The sequence below is a fragment of the Allosphingosinicella sp. genome (assembly GCF_036403745.1).
Classification (GTDB): Bacteria; Pseudomonadota; Alphaproteobacteria; order Sphingomonadales; family Sphingomonadaceae; genus Allosphingosinicella.
The window spans coordinates 197499-212960 of sequence record NZ_DASWQI010000043.1; the positions used below are offsets into that span (position 1 = coordinate 197499).

Here is a 15462-nt window from a genome sequence, read left to right on the forward strand (position 1 = left end):
GCATGCCCAAACCCCGGACTTTCCAGATCAAATCCTACGGCTGCCAGATGAACGTCTATGATGGCGAGCGGATGGCCGAATTGCTCGAAGCAGAAGGCCTCGCCGCCGCCGGCGCGACGGGGGAGGCGGACCTCGTCGTCCTCAACACCTGCCACATCCGCGAGCGCGCGGCGGAGAAGGTTTACTCGGAGATCGGCCGCCTGCGCCGCGAGGACGGCTCTCGCCCGATGATTGCGGTGGCGGGCTGCGTCGCCCAGGCCGAAGGCGCCGAGATTCCGCGCCGTGCCCCCAGCGTCGACATCGTCGTAGGGCCCCAGGCCTATCACCGCCTGCCGCAGCTGGTCGGCGAGGCGGCGGAGGGGCGCCCCGCGCTGGACACCGACATGCCGCTCCTCTCCAAGTTCGGCGCGCTTCCGAAGCGGCGCCGGCAGGGGCCGAGCGGCTTCCTCACCGTGCAGGAAGGCTGCGACAAATTCTGCACCTATTGCGTCGTTCCCTACACGCGCGGCGCCGAGGTCTCGCGGCCCTGGGCGGCGGTGATGGACGAGGCGCGGGCGCTGGTCGACGCCGGCGCGAAGGAGATCACCCTGCTCGGCCAGAACGTCAACGCCTGGGAGGGCGAGGACGAGAAGGGCGTAGCGCAGGGCCTCGACGGCCTCATCCGCGCGCTCGACCGCCTGCCGGGGCTGGCGCGGATCCGCTATACGACCAGCCACCCGAACGACATGCGCGACGGCCTCATCCGCGCCCATGCCGAGGTCGAGACGCTGATGCCCTTCCTTCACCTTCCGGTGCAGTCGGGCAGCGACCGCGTGTTGAAAGCGATGAACCGCAGCCACTCGGCCGAAAGCTATTTGCGGGTCATCGCGCGCGTCCGCGCGGCGCGGCCCGACATCGCCATCTCCGGCGACTTCATCGTCGGCTTTCCCGGCGAGACGGAGGCGGAGTTCGAGGACACGCTGAAAATCATCGCGGCGGTGAACTACGCCCAGGCTTACTCGTTCAAATATTCCGCGCGCCCCGGCACTCCGGCGGCCGCCATGGAAGGCCAGGTTTCCCCCCAGGTGCAGGACGAGAGATTGCAGCGGCTCCAGGCCCTCCTCAACACGCAGCAGCACGCCTTCAACCGCGCCAGCGTCGGCAGGCGGACGGCTATCCTTCTCGAGCGGGACGGCCGCCGGCCGGGGCAGCGCATCGGCAAGTCGCCGTGGCTCCAGTCCGTACACGTCGAGACGGAGGCGCCGATCGGCAGCCTCGTCGAGGTGGATCTGGTGGATGGTGGGCCGAACAGCCTGCGCGGCGTTCTCGTCGCGGCGATGGAGAGGGCGGCCTGATGGCGCAGAAGAAGACCGCCGCCGAAGCCGCCGCCGCGCCCCGCGCCCGGCTCGAAGTCGAGTTCGAGCAGCCGCACCTGCTCGGGCCGCTGTTCGGCGAGTTCGACCGCAACCTCGTCGCCATTGAGGACCGGCTCGGCGTCTATATCGCCGCGCGGGGCTCGAAGGCGCAGATCGAGGGCGAGCCGGAGGCGGCGGCGCGGGCGCGCGACGTGCTCATCGGCCTCTACAACCGCCTCGACGAGGGCCACGACATCGACGCCGAGACGGTGAACGCGATCATCTCGATGTCGGGCCAGCCGACGCTCGACGGCATCATCACCGCCGAAGTGGCGGAGCCGCCCAAGGTCATGATCCGCACCCGCAAGAAGACGATCGTCCCGCGCTCGAAGATGCAGGCCACCTATATGGAGGCCCTGGCGCGCGACGACATGATCTTCGCCCTCGGCCCCGCCGGCACCGGCAAGACCTATGTCGCCGTCGCCCAGGCGGTGCAGCAGCTGATCGGCGGCTCCGTGGATCGGCTGATCCTCTCTCGCCCTGCCGTTGAGGCGGGCGAGCGGCTCGGCTTCCTCCCCGGCGACATGAAGGAGAAGGTCGATCCCTACCTTCGCCCGCTCTACGACGCGCTCTACGACATGCTACCGGCGGAGCAGGTCGAGCGGCGAATCGCGTCCGGCGAAATCGAGATCGCGCCGATCGCCTTCATGCGCGGCCGCACGTTGAACGACGCCTTCATCATCCTCGACGAGGCGCAGAACACCACGCCGGCGCAGATGAAGATGTTCCTCACCCGCTTCGGCATGCGCAGCCGCATGGTGGTGTGCGGCGATCCGCTGCAGGTCGACCTCCCCAATCCGGGCGCGTCCGGCCTCGCCGACGCGGTCGGCAAGCTCGACGGCATTCCGCGCATCGCGATGGTCCGCTTCGGCGCAGGCGACGTCGTCCGCCATCCGCTCGTCGGCCGCATCGTCGAGGCCTATGAGGGGAAGCAGGCGTGATCCTGGTCGAAGCCGACGTCTCCGAAGAATGGGACAGTAGCACCGGCTGGCCGGCCCTCGCCGAGCGGGCCGTCGGCGCCGCCGTGGCGGCGAGCGCCCACGCGCCGCTGATCGAGTCCGGCCTTGCCGTCGAAGTCTCCGTGAAGTTCACCGGCGATGACGAGGTGCAGGGCCTGAACGCGAGCTATCGCGGTAAGGACAAGCCGACCAACGTCCTCTCCTTCCCGATGTTCGAAGCGGCGCTCCTGCCTTCTCTCGCGCAGACCGATGGCGGCGAGGTGCTGCTGGGCGATCTGGCGCTGGCGCACGGCGTCTGCGCCCGCGAGGCGGCGGAGAAGGGCATCTCCGTCGCCGACCATGCCGCGCATCTTGTGGTCCACGGCACCCTTCATCTGCTAGGCTACGACCATGAGCAGGGGGACGAGGCGGCCGAAGCGATGGAGTCGCTGGAGCGTGCGGCGCTCGCCGGGCTCGGCATTGCCGACCCGTACAGGGTGCACGGCTGATGGCTGAGCATGAGGCGGCCGACGAGCCGCAGCCGAGCTTCTGGAAGGGGCTTCGCACCTTCCTGTTCGGCGAGGACAATGAAGCGACGCTGCGCGACCAGATCGAGGAAGCGATCGAGAGCCACGAGGGCGAGCCGCCCGCGGTCGGCGACCTCTCGCCGATCGAGCGGCAGATGCTGCGCAATCTCCTCCACTTCGGCGAGAGCAACGTCGCCGACATCGCCGTTCCGCGCGCCGACATCATCGCCGTGCCGAGCGACATCAGCTTCGCGGAGCTAGTCCGCGCCTTCGCCGAGGCGGGGCACAGCCGCCTGCCGGTCTACGAGGAGAGCCTCGATAGCGTCGTCGGCATGGTCCATGTGAAGGACGTGTTCGCCGTCCAGGTGGCGGGCGCGCCGCCGCCGGAGGACATTGCCCAGCTGCTCCGCAAGCCGCTCTACGTCCCCGAATCGATGGGCGTCCTCGATCTCCTCGCCCGCATGCGCGCCGAGCGCGTCCATCTCGCCATCGTCGTCGACGAATTCGGCGGAACCGACGGGCTCGTCACCATCGAGGACGTGGTCGAGGAAATCGTCGGCGAGATCGAGGACGAGCATGACGAGGAGGCGCCGGGCCTCCTGATCCTGGTCGACGAGGGCATCTGGGACGCCGACGCCCGCGCCGAGCTCGACGACGTCGCCCAGACCGTCGACGCGCGTCTCGGCGCCGTCGAGGAGGATGTCGATACGCTGGGCGGCCTGGCCACCGTGCTTGCCGGGCACGTCCCGCAGCCGGGAGAGGTGGTCGAGCATCCGTCCGGCTGGCGCCTCGAGATCACCGACAGCGACGCCCGCCGCGTCACCCGCCTCCGCCTCCACGCCCCGGAGGAGGGCGCGCTCACCGAGTGAAGCGGCCGCGTGGCTATTTCGCCGCGGTCTGCGCCGCCGCGGCCGGGACCGGCTCGTTGAGGAGCGGGATGATCAGCTCGACGAAATCGCGCTCGCTGAACGCCGTGGCCTTGGCGTAGCGGACCACGCCCTTGCGATCGATGACGTAAGACGTGGGGACGCCGGTGAGGATCGGGTAATTTCCCGAAAAGTGCCGCACCAGCGGATAGGAGAGGACTTCCGAGAGCCGCTTGAGCTGTCCCGCCGGCACCGAATCCTCGGTCGTGACGCCGAATATCTCGAAGCCCTTGTCCTTGAAGCGGTGGTGGAAGCCGCTCATCATCGGCATCTCCGCCTTGCAGGGGCCGCACCAGGTCGCCCAATGGTTGATGACGACCACCTTCCCCCGGAGATCGTCGAGGCTCAGCTTGTGCTTGTCGTAGGTGAGGAGGGTGAAAGGCGGGGCAGCCTCGCCCACCTTCGCCGGCTTGCCCGCAATCGCCGCTGCAGAGATACTCAGCGCCGCCGCTGCGACGAGCCCACGCACCACGATATTCATTTTCATCCCCTGTTCTGACCCGCGGCGAAGTTGCTGGCGCGGCGCGGCTGTGTCAATCGCGGACGCACGCGGCGCCAGGGGAGAGACGATATGGGCTATGAGCATGTCCGGCTGGAGATCGGCCCCGCCGCCGTCGCCACCTTGACCATTGCGCGCGCCGACAAGCTCAACGCACTCTCCGGCCAGACGGTCGACGAGCTGCGGGCCGCGGTCGAGGAGACGGGGCGCTCCGGCGCACGGTGCCTGCTGCTGGCGGGGGAGGGGCGGGGCTTCTCTTCCGGCGCGGACTTGGCGAGCGGGGGCGGTTTGCCGGAGGACGCCGGTGCGGCGCTGGAGAAGCATTTCAATCCGCTGATCGAGGCTTTGTTCGCGCTGCCCATCCCTGTGGTGGCGGCGGTGCAGGGGCCTTGCGCCGGCGCCGGCTGCTCGCTTGCGCTGGCCGCCGACATCGTCGTCGCCTCGCGCTCGGCCTACTTCCTCCAGGCGTTCGTCAACATCGGCCTGATCCCGGATGCGGGGGCGACGTGGCTTCTCCCGCGCCTCGCCGGGCGCGCGCGGGCGCTGGAGATGATGATGCTGGGTGAGCGCATCTCGGCCGAGCAGGCGCGCGATTGGGGGATGATCTCGCGGGTGGTGGAGGATGAGCATCTCGCCTCCGAATCCGTCGCGCTGGCGACCCAGCTGGCGCAGGGCCCGACGCGGGCGCTCGCCCTCATACGCAAGCTCGCCCGCGCCGCGCAGGACGTGCCGCTCACCGACGCGCTCGCCGCCGAGCGGGCCGCGCAGCGCGAGGCGGGGGCGACAGAGGATTTCCGGGGCGCCGTGGTGGCGTTCCTGCAGAAGCGCCAGCCGCGGTTCGAAGGCCGGTAGCGCCGGGCGGATTGCCTCCCTCCGGCGGCAGTCTTAAAGCACCCGCCATGGCCACGACGATCGAAGAACTCGAAGCCCGCCGCCGCGCCGCCCGCGTCGGCGGCGGTGAAAAGCGCATCGAGGCGCAGCATTCCAAGGGGCGCCTCACCGCCCGCGAGCGCCTGTCGGTGCTGCTCGATGAGGGCAGCTTCGAAGAATATGACATGTTCGTCGAGCATAATTGCGCCGACTTCGGCATGGAGGCGCAGAAGGTGCCGGGCGACGGCGTCGTCACCGGCTCGGGCACGATCAACGGCCGGTTGGTCTACGTCTTCGCGCAGGATTTTACGGTGTTCGGCGGCTCGCTGTCGGAGCGGCATGCGCAGAAGATCTGCAAGGTCATGGACATGGCGATGAAGGTCGGCGCCCCGGTCGTCGGCCTCAACGACAGCGGCGGCGCGCGCATCCAGGAAGGCGTCGCCAGCCTCGCCGGCTATGCCGAGGTGTTCCAGCGCAACGTGCTCGCCTCGGGCGTCATCCCCCAGGTCAGCCTGATCATGGGGCCCTGCGCGGGCGGCGCGGTCTACTCGCCGGCGATGACCGACTTCATCTTCATGGTGAAGGATTCGAGCTACATGTTCGTCACCGGCCCCGACGTCGTGAAAACGGTGACGAACGAGGTGGTGACGCAGGAGGAACTGGGCGGCGCCGTCACCCACACGACCAAGTCGGGCGTCGCCGACGTCGCCTTCGAGAACGACATCGACGCCCTCCTCGCCACCCGGGACTTCTTCGATTTCCTGCCGCTCTCGAACCGCCACGATCTGCCGGAGCGGCCCTGCGACGATCCGTGGGACCGGGTGGAGGACAGCCTCGACACCCTGATCCCCGACAGCTCGAACAAGCCCTATGACATGCACGAGCTGATCCGGAAGGTCGTCGACGAAGGCGACTTCTTCGAGATCCAGCCCGGCCACGCCGCCAACATCATCGTCGGCTTCGGCCGCATCGAGGGCCGCACCGTTGGAATCGTCGCCAACCAGCCGCTGGTGCTGGCCGGCGTCCTGGACATCGCGTCCTCGAAGAAGGCGGCGCGCTTCGTCCGCTTCTGCGACGCCTTCGACATCCCGATCCTGACCTTCGTCGATGTCCCCGGCTTCCTCCCCGGCGTCGCGCAGGAGCATAACGGGATCATCAAGAACGGCGCGAAATTGCTCTTCGCCTACGCCGAGGCGACGGTGCCCAAGATCACCATCATCACCCGCAAGGCCTATGGCGGCGCCTACGACGTCATGGCGTCCAAGCATCTGCGCGGCGATTTGAACTACGCCTGGCCCTCGGCGGAGATCGCCGTCATGGGAGCCAAGGGCGCGGTGGAAATCATCTTCCGGAAGGACATCGGCGCCCCGGACAAGATCGCCGCCCGAACCGCCGACTATGAAGCCCGCTTCGCCAACCCTTTCGTGGCGGCGTCGAAGGGCTTCATCGACGAGGTGATCATGCCCCATTCCACTCGCCGCCGCATCGCGCTGGGCCTCAGGAAGTTGCGCGACAAGCAGCTCGAAAATCCTTGGAAAAAGCACGACAATATCCCGCTGTGAGATGGAGCTCAGGAGACCGCCGATGAAGAGAAGCTGGACCTGTGCCGCGCTTGCGGGAGCCATCCTCATGGCGAGCGTGGGCTGTCAGCAGCAAAGGGAATCGCAGGATGCATCCTCGCGCAACGCAAGCTCCGACGATGAGGCGATCAACGTCGAGATGAAGGCGAAGATCGCCGAGGCGAAAGCGAATTTCGAGAAGCTCAGCCCTGGGGAAAAGAAGAAGCTGGAAGCCCAGTTCGCGAAGGTGCAAAACACTCTGCCGCTTCCGCTTGAGCAGGCTGGGGCTCTCAGCGTCACCCGCCAGGGCAAGCCGTCGAGCACCTTGGCGTCTGTGGCATCTCCAGGCACGCCGACGATCATCGCGGCGTGGGCGAGCTGGTGCGTTCCGTGCAAGCTGGAGGCGCGCGAACTTGCGCGGCTCCGCAAAGAATACCGGCCCGATCAGCTGAACATCGCCTATCTCAACATCGGAGACCCGAAAGCCGAGGCTCAGAAGGGTCCCGAGTTCCTGCGCCAGACGGGAGCGGAGGCGCTGGGGCTCACGATGATCGATCCCAAGGAATTCCTGAAGCTCACTCGAATTGACCAGCTGAGCGTGCCGCGGGTCCTCGTCTACGACCGCGCCGGCAATCCGACGGAGGTGATTGCGGGGGGTTTAGCTGCGGGCGCGGACCCGCGCATCGGACAGGCGATCAGAAAAGTCGTAGGCACCTAATCCGTGAAGGAAGCATGACAATATTCCGCTCTGAGGGGAGAGAATGAGCGACCGCTACGACGCATTGGAGAGGCTGCAGCGGCTGCGCGAGAGCGGGGCGCTGACGGACGAGGAGTTTCAGGCGGAGAAAAGGCGCCTGCTCGGCTACGACAACGGGCCCGCGGTGGAGCGGGTTACCGAGATCGATGTTGACGCCGCCCCGAAGTCGCGGACGCCGCTCTACGTGCTGCTGGGCGCGGGCGGGCTCGCCATCGCGGTGGCGGTGGGCGTGATGCTTGGCCGCACCGCCGGCGCTGATCAGAGCGGCGCCTCCAATGTCATCGACGCGCCGCCGCCGGCGGAGAGCCCGTCCGACATGAACCTCGTCCAGGCGCCGCCGCCGGTGCAGGACGTGCGGTCGCTGCCCAAGCCGGAGCAGCTCGGCCGGGCCTTCGCCGCCGCGTTCGGCGGCGCGCTGGGGCAGGCGAAGGCGCAGGTCGAGGGGCAGACCGTCACCTACCGTCCCGCCGACATCCTCTGGATCGGCGACCGCGCCGTGCTCATCAGCCCGGCGAAGGCGAGCGCCGATTGCCACGCCTGCGCCGGCACGCTCGCCGTCCATTATCTGAAGGCCGCGGGCGACAAGTTCGAAGTGACTGGGTCGTGGCCCGCTTTCCTGCCCGGCGCCGGGTGGGGTGCAGCGCCGAAGTGGAAGCTGACAAGCGCCTTCACCGCCTTTCCCGGCATCTACGCGCAGGGCGGCGGCATGGGGCAGGGCCATGTCTGCACGATCGCGACCCTGACCGAGTTCGCCCCGGGGGGACCGGTGACATCCGGACCGATCCGGCTCCACTACGACAATGAGGGCGCCGTCACCGACGATGCCCCGAAGGTCGTGATCGACGGCCGGATCGTCAATCTGAAGAAGGACGTATCGTTCGACATCTCCTATTCCGGCTCCGAGACCTTCCTCGAAAGCTGGGTGAAGCAGGGCGGCAAGTTCGTGCTGCAGGGAGGCGAGAGCCGGGTGACCCAATGCTGAGTGGAGATGTGCGATGAAGCTCGGCCGCCTCAACCATGTCGGCGTGGCGACGCCGTCGATCGAGCGTTCCATCGCTTTCTACCGTGACGTGATGGGCGCCGAGGTCGTCCGGGAGCCGTTCGATTTGCCGGCGCAGGGGGTGAAGGTCTGCTTCGTCGACACGCCCAATACGCAGATCGAGCTGATCGAGCCGCTGGGGGAGGATTCCCCCATTCACGGCTTCCTCGCCAAGAACCCCGCCGGCGGGCAGCACCATCTCTGCTACGAGGTGCCGGACATCCAGTCGGCGAAGGCCTGGTTCGAGGCGAAGGGCGCCAAGGTGCTCGGCGAACCGCGAATCGGCGCGCACGGCACCCCGATCTTCTTCGTCCATCCCAAGGACATGGGCGGCATCCTCACCGAGATCATGGAAAGCCCGAAGGACCATTGAGGCCGCTTCTGGCGTTCATGCCCTCGGAGGAGTAGAATTGCCCAATGACTGAGCCTTCCATACCCGTCACAATCCAGGTCTCGCCGAGCGACCTTTCCGATCTGGAAGAATGGGCGCGCAACCGTGAGGAGCCGCTCGATGTGCTGCTGCAGGAGGCGCTGCAGCACTATCTGCGGTCCACGCGCGACGACATCGCTGATCTGGGAGAGAGGATGAAGGGGCCCTTCTATCCGCTCGAGGAGGTCAAGGCGCGCCTCGCCGAGCGGCGGCGCCGCTATCGGTCCGAAGCCGCGGAATAGTGCGCCTCTATCTCTCGGCGCGAGCCGAAGCGGATTTCCAACGCATCTACAGGTTCAACCTTGAACGGAGCCTCGACTGGGCCGATCGCGTCGAGCGACGGCTGCTTGCCCGCGTCGACGCGCTCACGACCACGCCTTCGGCTGGGCGGCCCCATCGCCCCGCCGGGGTCCGCCGGGTTTCTGTGGCTGACATACAATACGTGATCGATTACCGGGTGACGCCCGACGCGATTGAAATATTGCGCGTTCAAAGCAGCCGCGAAATCCTATGAGCCACAGACCCACCCGATCCGACTGGCAAGCCGCCGCTTCGAAGGAAGTGAAGGGCAAGGACCTCATTTGGCACACGCCGGAAGGGATCGGGGTGCGCCCGCTCTACACGGCGGAGGACGCCGCCGGAATCCACCCCGGCCTCCCCGGCTTCGCGCCGTTCACCCGCGGCCCCTATGCCTCGATGTATACGGGCCGGCCGTGGACGATCCGGCAATATGCCGGCTTCTCCACCGCCGAGGATTCCAACGCCTTTTACCGCCGCAACCTCGCCGCCGGGCAGAAGGGCCTCTCGGTCGCCTTCGATCTCGCCACCCACCGCGGCTATGACAGCGACCACCCGCGGGTGACCGGCGACGTCGGCAAGGCCGGCGTCGCGATCGACACGATCGACGACATGAAGATCCTGTTCGACGGCATTCCGCTCGACACGATGAGCGTGTCGATGACGATGAACGGCGCGGTGCTGCCGGTCATGGCCTTCTACATCGTCGCCGCCGAGGAGCAGGGGGTGCGACAGGACCAGCTGTCGGGCACGATCCAGAACGACATCCTGAAAGAGTTCGCGGTCCGCAACACCTATATCTACCCGCCCGAGCCTTCGATGCGGATCGTGGCGGACATCATCGCCTACACCCAGGCGAACATGCCGCGCTTCAACTCGATCTCGATCTCCGGCTACCACATGCTCGAAGCGGGGGCGACGGCGGTGCAGGAGCTCGCCTTCACCCTCGCCGACGGCATGGAATATGTCCGCGCCGCGCAGGCCAAGGGGCTCGACGTCGACGCCTTCGCGCCGCGGCTCAGCTTCTTCTTCGGCATCGGCATGAACTTCTTCATGGAGATCGCCAAGCTCCGCGCCGCCCGCACCCTCTGGCACCGGATCATGGACCGCTTCGGCGCCAGCAACCCCAAGTCGCTGATGCTGCGCACCCACTGCCAGACTTCGGGCGTCTCGCTGACCGAGCAGGACCCCTGGAACAACATCGTCCGCACCACGATCGAGGCGATGGCGGGCGTGCTCGGCGGCACCCAGTCGCTCCACACCAACAGCTTCGACGAAGCGATCGCCCTCCCCACCGATTTCTCGGCCCGCATCGCCCGCAACACCCAGCTGATCCTCGCCGAGGAGAGCGGCATCACCAACGTCGCCGATCCTCTGGGCGGCTCCTATTATGTCGAGGCCCTGACGCAGGAGCTCGCCGACAAGGCCTGGGCGCTGATCGAAGAGGTGGAGGGCCTCGGCGGCATGACCGCGGCGGTGCGCGACGGCATGCCCAAGCGCCGCATCGAGGAAGCCTCCGCCGAGCGCGCCGCCCGGGTCGACCGCGGCGAGACGGTGATCGTCGGCGTCAACCGCTACCGGCTGCAGGACGAAGCGCCGCTCGACATCCTCCAAGTCGACAACGACAAGGTTCGCACCGGCCAGATCGCGCGGATCGAAAGGGTGCGCAGCGGCCGTGACGAGGCGGCCTGTCGCGCGGCGCTTGCGGCGCTGACGGAAGCGGCGCGGGGAGGATTGGACACGAACCTCCTCGCCCTCGCCGTCGAGGCCGCGCGCGCCCGCGCCACGCTCGGCGAGATCAGCGCGGCGCTGGAGGAGGCTTGGGGCCGCTACGACACCGTGCCGACGCCCGTGAAGGGCATTTACGGCGGCGCCTATGCGGGCGATCCGCGCTGGGCGCAGGCGGAAGAGGGCGTCGGCGCCGTCGAGCGCCGGCTCGGCCGCCGCCCGCGCATGCTGGTCGCCAAGATGGGGCAGGACGGCCACGACCGCGGCGCCAACCTCGTCGCCTCGGCCTTCGCCGACTTGGGGTTCGACATCGTCTCAGGGCCGCTGTTCCAGACGCCGGAGGAAAGCGCCCGCATGGCGGTCGAAAAGGAGGTCGACGTGGTCGGCGCCTCCAGCCTCGCCGCCGGCCACAAGACCTTGGTCCCCGAACTGATCGGCCGCCTGCGCGATCTCGGCCGGCCCGACATCAAGGTGGTGGTGGGCGGCGTCATCCCCGCCCAGGATTACGACATGCTGCGGGAGGCCGGCGTCCAGGCGATCTTCGGGCCGGGGACGAACCTCGTCGACGCCGCCGGCGAGGTGCTGAAGCTCCTGGGCCACAACCTGCCCCCGATCGAGGAAGCCGCCGAATGATCCTGTTCCTGCTGCTCCTCGCCCAGGCGCAACCGCCGATGACGCGCAGAGACGCATTCGAGCCGCTGAGCGTGCGAGGAACCGACCTGGAACGCATCACCACCGAGTTTCAGGCCGTGTGCCTCGCGAAACCGTTCGACCGCGACGGGTTCGAAGCGGCCGTGAGGGCCTCATCCTGGAAATACGAGTATCGACCCTCACATCGGGCCTACGCCGACGATTGGCGCTCCGCCTACGCGGACGCCTCCTTCAATACCGAACGTGCGGAGCTCAGAGGCTTGGCGGTGCCCCAGTGCAACCTCCTCGCCGCGACCGCGAAGAAAGTGAGTGCCCCGGCCGTCGAGGCCGCTGTCGATGCAATGGTCAGGAAGGGCGCGCCCGCGGCCCGGCTGACCCGCGACGGCGGACATACCCGCTGGACGTGGGACGCAGCCGGAGGCGTCGCACAGCTGCACCTCATGAATCCCGGGCCCAATGGCCAGACCGTTCACCTGTCGCTGCAATTCTGGACTCCCGAGTGGGAGGCCCGGGCCCCCGCCATCCTCGAGGAGGCGAAGCGCCGGGGGCTCGCCTATTCGCTCGACGAGGCGACGAAGGAGTGATGACCGTGATCGACTCTTCGCCGCGGCAGCAGCCTCGCACGGACTGGACGCGCGGCAGCATCGCGCAGCTGTTCGACATGCCGTTCCTGGACCTGGTGCTGGAGGCGCAGACCGTCCACCGCCGCCATCACGCGCCGAACGAAGTCCAGCTCTCCACCCTCCTCTCGATCAAGACCGGCGGCTGCCCGGAGGATTGCGGCTATTGCAGCCAGTCGGCGCACGCAAAGACGGGGCTCAAGGCCGAGAAGCTGATGGAGGTGGCCGCCGTCCTCGCCGCCGCGGCGGAGGCGAAGGCGAGCGGCTCCGGCCGCTTCTGCATGGGCGCGGCGTGGCGGGAGCCCAAGGAGCGCGACATGGATGCGCTCTGCACGATGGTGGCGGGCGTCAAGGCGATGGGGCTCGAGACCTGCATGACGCTCGGCATGCTCACGCAAGAGCAGGCTGACCGGCTCGCCGAGGCGGGGCTCGATTATTACAACCACAATCTCGACACCTCGCCCGAACATTATGGCGCGGTGATCACCACCCGCACCTATCAGGAGCGGCTCGACACGCTCAGCCACGTCCGCGCCTCCGGAATGGCCGTGTGCTGCGGCGGCATCGTCGGCATGGGCGAGAGCCGGGAGGACAGAATCGGCTTCCTCCACGCCCTCGCCACCCTCCCGGCGCATCCTGAGAGCGTGCCGATCAACGCCCTCGTGCCGGTGAAGGGCACCGTGCTCGGTGACATGCTCGCCGGCACCCCGCTCGCGCAGATCGACGACATCGAGTTCGTCCGCACCGTCGCCGTCGCCCGCATCCTGATGCCCCGCTCGATGGTGCGGCTCTCGGCCGGCCGCGAGAGCATGAGCGAGGCCACCCAGGCCCTGTGCTTCCTCGCCGGGGCGAACAGCATCTTCACCGGCGACAAGCTGCTGACGACGGGCAATGCGGGCGCCGGTGCCGACGCGGCGCTGTTTGAGAAGCTCGGGCTTCGGGCGATGGAGAGTGCCGAGCCGGCGCGGGTGGCGGCGGAGTGACGTGGCGGAAGGGGGCAATGGCGACCCTGTGGTCAGCTGCCGTGCTTCTCCTCGCCTATGCCGCGCTCACGGCGATTGGCATTGACGATCGGTGCTTCGACTATTGCCCTGGCGGGCCCGTCCCCAGCGCGCCCCCGATGATGAGGACGGCGACCTTCGTCACCGCCTTCTTCCTCTATTGGGCCCGAATTCTCTTCCTTATTAGGCCGTGGAGGCCCTGATGTTTTCCAAGATCCTGATCGCCAACCGGGGCGAGATTGCCTGCCGGGTCATTCGCACCGCTAGGAAGATGGGCATCAAGACGGTCGCCGTCTATTCCGATGCCGACGCGCGCGCGCCGCATGTGCGGATGGCGGACGAGAGCGTGCGGCTGGGGCCGCCGCCCGCTGCTGAAAGCTACCTCAACGCCGAGCTGATCATCACCGCCTGCAGGGAGACCGGCGCCGAGGCGGTGCATCCCGGCTATGGTTTCCTCTCCGAGCGGGAGAGCTTCGCGCGGGCGCTGGCGGAGGCGGGGATCGCGTTCATCGGGCCGCCGCCGAACGCGATCGCGGCGATGGGCGACAAGATCGAATCGAAAAAGCTGGCGAAGGCGTCGGGGGTCAATGTCGTCCCGGGCTTCCTCGGCGACATCGCCTCCACCGAGGACGCGGTGCGGATCGCCGGCGAGGTCGGCTATCCGGTGATGATGAAGGCCTCCGCCGGCGGCGGCGGCAAGGGCATGCGCCTCGCCTGGGCCGAGCAGGACGTGCGCGAAGGCTTCGAGGCGACCAAGCGCGAGGGCCTCGCCAGCTTCGGCGACGACCGCGTGTTCATCGAAAAGTTCATAGAAAGCCCGCGCCACATCGAGATCCAGCTGATCGGCGACCAGCACGGCAACATCGTCTATCTGGGCGAGCGCGAATGCTCGATCCAGCGCCGCCACCAGAAGGTGGTCGAGGAAGCGCCTTCGCCCTTCGTCACGCCCGAGATGCGCAAGGCGATGGGAGAGCAGGCCGTCGCCCTCGCCCGGGCGGTTGGCTATTACAGCGCCGGCACAGTCGAGCTCATCGTCAGTGGCGCCGACACCAGCGGCAAGAGCTTCTACTTCCTCGAGATGAACACGCGGCTGCAGGTCGAGCACCCGGTGACCGAGGAGGTGACGGGGGTCGACCTCGTCGAGCTGATGATCCGCGTCGCCGCCGGCGAGCCTCTGCCGTTCGGCCAGGAAGACGTGAAGCTCAATGGCTGGGCGATCGAGAACCGGGTCTATGCCGAGGACCCCTATCGCGGCTTCCTGCCGTCGACGGGACGCCTGGTCCGCTACCAGCCGCCGCGCGAGGCCCGCGACGCCGACCATGTCGTCCGCGTGGACGACGGTGTCTTCGAGGGCGGCGAGGTCAGCATCTTCTACGACCCGATGATCGCCAAGCTGGTCACCTGGGCGCCGACCCGCGAGGCGGCGATCGACGCGCAGGTCGACGCGCTCGACAGCTTCGTCGTCGAGGGCATCGGCCACAATGTCGATTTCCTCTCGGCGCTGATGCAGCACCCGCGCTTCCGCTCCGGCGCGATCACCACCGGCTTCATCGCCGAGGAATATCCTGAAGGCTTCCACGGCGCGCCGGCCGACGCCCGATTGATCGAGGACCTGGCGGTCATCGCCGCCTGGCTCGGCGTAGAGACCGAGATGCGCGCCTGCGACGTCTCGGGCCAGCTTGGCGCCCGCATGCTGCCACCGCCGATCCGCTCCGTACGCATCGGCGGCGAGAGCTTCGCCATCCAGTTCGACGCGTTTGAAGGCGGCCTCATGGCTTATGTGAACGAGGGCGAGGGGCGCGAGCTGATCGGCCGTTGGCAGCCCGGCCAGCGGCTCTTGAAGGCCAGCATCGACGGCCGCGTGCGCACCGTCCAGGTCGCCCGCGCCGGCCGCCAATGGCGCCTCACGGCGCACGGCGCGTCGCACAAGGTGGAGGTGCTGCCGCCGCACGTCGCCGAACTGTCGCGGCACATGATCGAGAAGGTGCCGCCGGACCTCTCCAAATTCCTCATCTGCCCGATGCCCGGGCTGCTCACAGCCCTCAATGTGGGTGAGGGCGACAAGGTCGAGGCCGGCCAGCCGCTCGCGGTGGTCGAGGCGATGAAGATGGAGAACATCCTGCGCGCCGAGAAAGCGGGCGTGGTGAAGAAGGTCGACGCCAAGCCCGGCGAGAGCCTGGCGGTCGACGCCGTCATTCTAGAGTTCGAGTAGCCCTTATGCCTCCC

At 68.0% G+C, this 15462-nt stretch carries 16 protein-coding genes; 15 read left to right on the forward strand and 1 reads right to left on the reverse strand.

From position 1 onward, the window contains the following. Nucleotides 1-2 precede the first annotated feature (2 nt). From miaB to VGC56_RS07590, 4 genes are read left to right on the forward strand one after another with little or no spacing between them, the layout of a single operon-like run. On the forward strand, nt 3-1334 hold the full coding sequence (gene miaB / locus VGC56_RS07575; protein WP_464124271.1) for a tRNA (N6-isopentenyl adenosine(37)-C2)-methylthiotransferase MiaB: 1332 nt from the start codon (nt 3-5) through the stop codon (nt 1332-1334). Next, nucleotides 1334-2335 (forward strand): PhoH family protein, encoded by a 1002-nt coding sequence (locus VGC56_RS07580; RefSeq protein WP_464124272.1) that lies wholly within the window; start codon nt 1334-1336, stop codon nt 2333-2335. Before miaB ends, VGC56_RS07580 begins: the two co-directional genes overlap by 1 nt. Then, a complete protein-coding gene (gene ybeY, locus VGC56_RS07585) occupies nt 2332-2841 on the forward strand; it encodes an rRNA maturation RNase YbeY (protein WP_464124273.1) in 510 nt (169 codons plus the stop codon). Before VGC56_RS07580 ends, ybeY begins: the two co-directional genes overlap by 4 nt. Then, on the forward strand, nt 2841-3728 hold the full coding sequence (locus tag VGC56_RS07590) for a hemolysin family protein (protein WP_464124274.1): 888 nt from the start codon (nt 2841-2843) through the stop codon (nt 3726-3728). Before ybeY ends, VGC56_RS07590 begins: the two co-directional genes overlap by 1 nt. 13 nt (nt 3729-3741) lie before the next feature. On the opposite strand, the gene VGC56_RS07595 is transcribed toward VGC56_RS07590, so the two are convergent. Next, nucleotides 3742-4272 (reverse strand): TlpA family protein disulfide reductase, encoded by a 531-nt coding sequence (locus tag VGC56_RS07595; RefSeq protein ID WP_464124275.1) that lies wholly within the window; start codon nt 4270-4272, stop codon nt 3742-3744. 84 nt (nt 4273-4356) lie between these two features. On the opposite strand from VGC56_RS07595, the gene VGC56_RS07600 reads away from it, so the two are divergent. The 11 genes from VGC56_RS07600 to VGC56_RS07650 all read left to right on the forward strand — a co-directional run bounded on the left by VGC56_RS07600 (nt 4357) and on the right by VGC56_RS07650 (nt 15448). Then, nucleotides 4357-5136 (forward strand): enoyl-CoA hydratase-related protein, encoded by a 780-nt coding sequence (locus VGC56_RS07600; RefSeq protein ID WP_464124276.1) that lies wholly within the window; start codon nt 4357-4359, stop codon nt 5134-5136. 47 nt (nt 5137-5183) lie between these two features. Beyond that, nucleotides 5184-6716, forward strand: a complete 1533-nt coding sequence (locus tag VGC56_RS07605) for an acyl-CoA carboxylase subunit beta (RefSeq protein WP_464124277.1) — start codon at nt 5184-5186, stop codon at nt 6714-6716. A gap of 22 nt (nt 6717-6738) precedes the next feature. Next, nucleotides 6739-7431 carry a TlpA disulfide reductase family protein gene (locus tag VGC56_RS07610; protein WP_464124278.1) on the forward strand — a complete coding sequence of 231 codons (693 nt, stop codon included), beginning with the start codon at nt 6739-6741 and terminating at the stop codon, nt 7429-7431. Between the two features lie 43 nt (nt 7432-7474). Continuing rightward, nucleotides 7475-8452 carry an SHOCT domain-containing protein gene (locus VGC56_RS07615; RefSeq protein ID WP_464124279.1) on the forward strand — a complete coding sequence of 326 codons (978 nt, stop codon included), beginning with the start codon at nt 7475-7477 and terminating at the stop codon, nt 8450-8452. 13 nt (nt 8453-8465) lie between these two features. Beyond that, entirely contained in the window at nt 8466-8882 is a 417-nt protein-coding gene (mce, locus tag VGC56_RS07620; protein ID WP_464124280.1) for a methylmalonyl-CoA epimerase, read from the forward strand. Nucleotides 8883-8926: 44 nt separating this feature from the next. Next, entirely contained in the window at nt 8927-9181 is a 255-nt protein-coding gene (locus VGC56_RS07625; RefSeq protein WP_464124281.1) for a hypothetical protein, read from the forward strand. Further along, nucleotides 9181-9453, forward strand: coding sequence for a type II toxin-antitoxin system RelE/ParE family toxin (locus VGC56_RS07630; RefSeq protein WP_464124282.1), 273 nt, complete (start codon nt 9181-9183; stop codon nt 9451-9453). The genes VGC56_RS07625 and VGC56_RS07630 overlap by 1 nt, the downstream gene beginning before the upstream one ends. After that, the gene (scpA, locus tag VGC56_RS07635) at nt 9450-11597 is read left to right on the forward strand and encodes a methylmalonyl-CoA mutase (protein ID WP_464124283.1); all 2148 of its coding nucleotides are present in this window, start codon (nt 9450-9452) and stop codon (nt 11595-11597) included. The genes VGC56_RS07630 and scpA overlap by 4 nt, the downstream gene beginning before the upstream one ends. Then, entirely contained in the window at nt 11594-12199 is a 606-nt protein-coding gene (locus VGC56_RS07640; RefSeq protein WP_464124284.1) for a hypothetical protein, read from the forward strand. Before scpA ends, VGC56_RS07640 begins: the two co-directional genes overlap by 4 nt. After that, nucleotides 12199-13218: a biotin synthase BioB gene (gene bioB, locus VGC56_RS07645; RefSeq protein ID WP_464124285.1), complete on the forward strand. Its 1020-nt coding sequence runs from the start codon at nt 12199-12201 to the stop codon at nt 13216-13218. Before VGC56_RS07640 ends, bioB begins: the two co-directional genes overlap by 1 nt. Nucleotides 13219-13438: 220 nt before the next feature. Next, nucleotides 13439-15448 carry an ATP-binding protein gene (locus VGC56_RS07650; protein WP_464124286.1) on the forward strand — a complete coding sequence of 670 codons (2010 nt, stop codon included), beginning with the start codon at nt 13439-13441 and terminating at the stop codon, nt 15446-15448. The last annotated feature ends 14 nt before the right edge of the window (nt 15449-15462 follow it).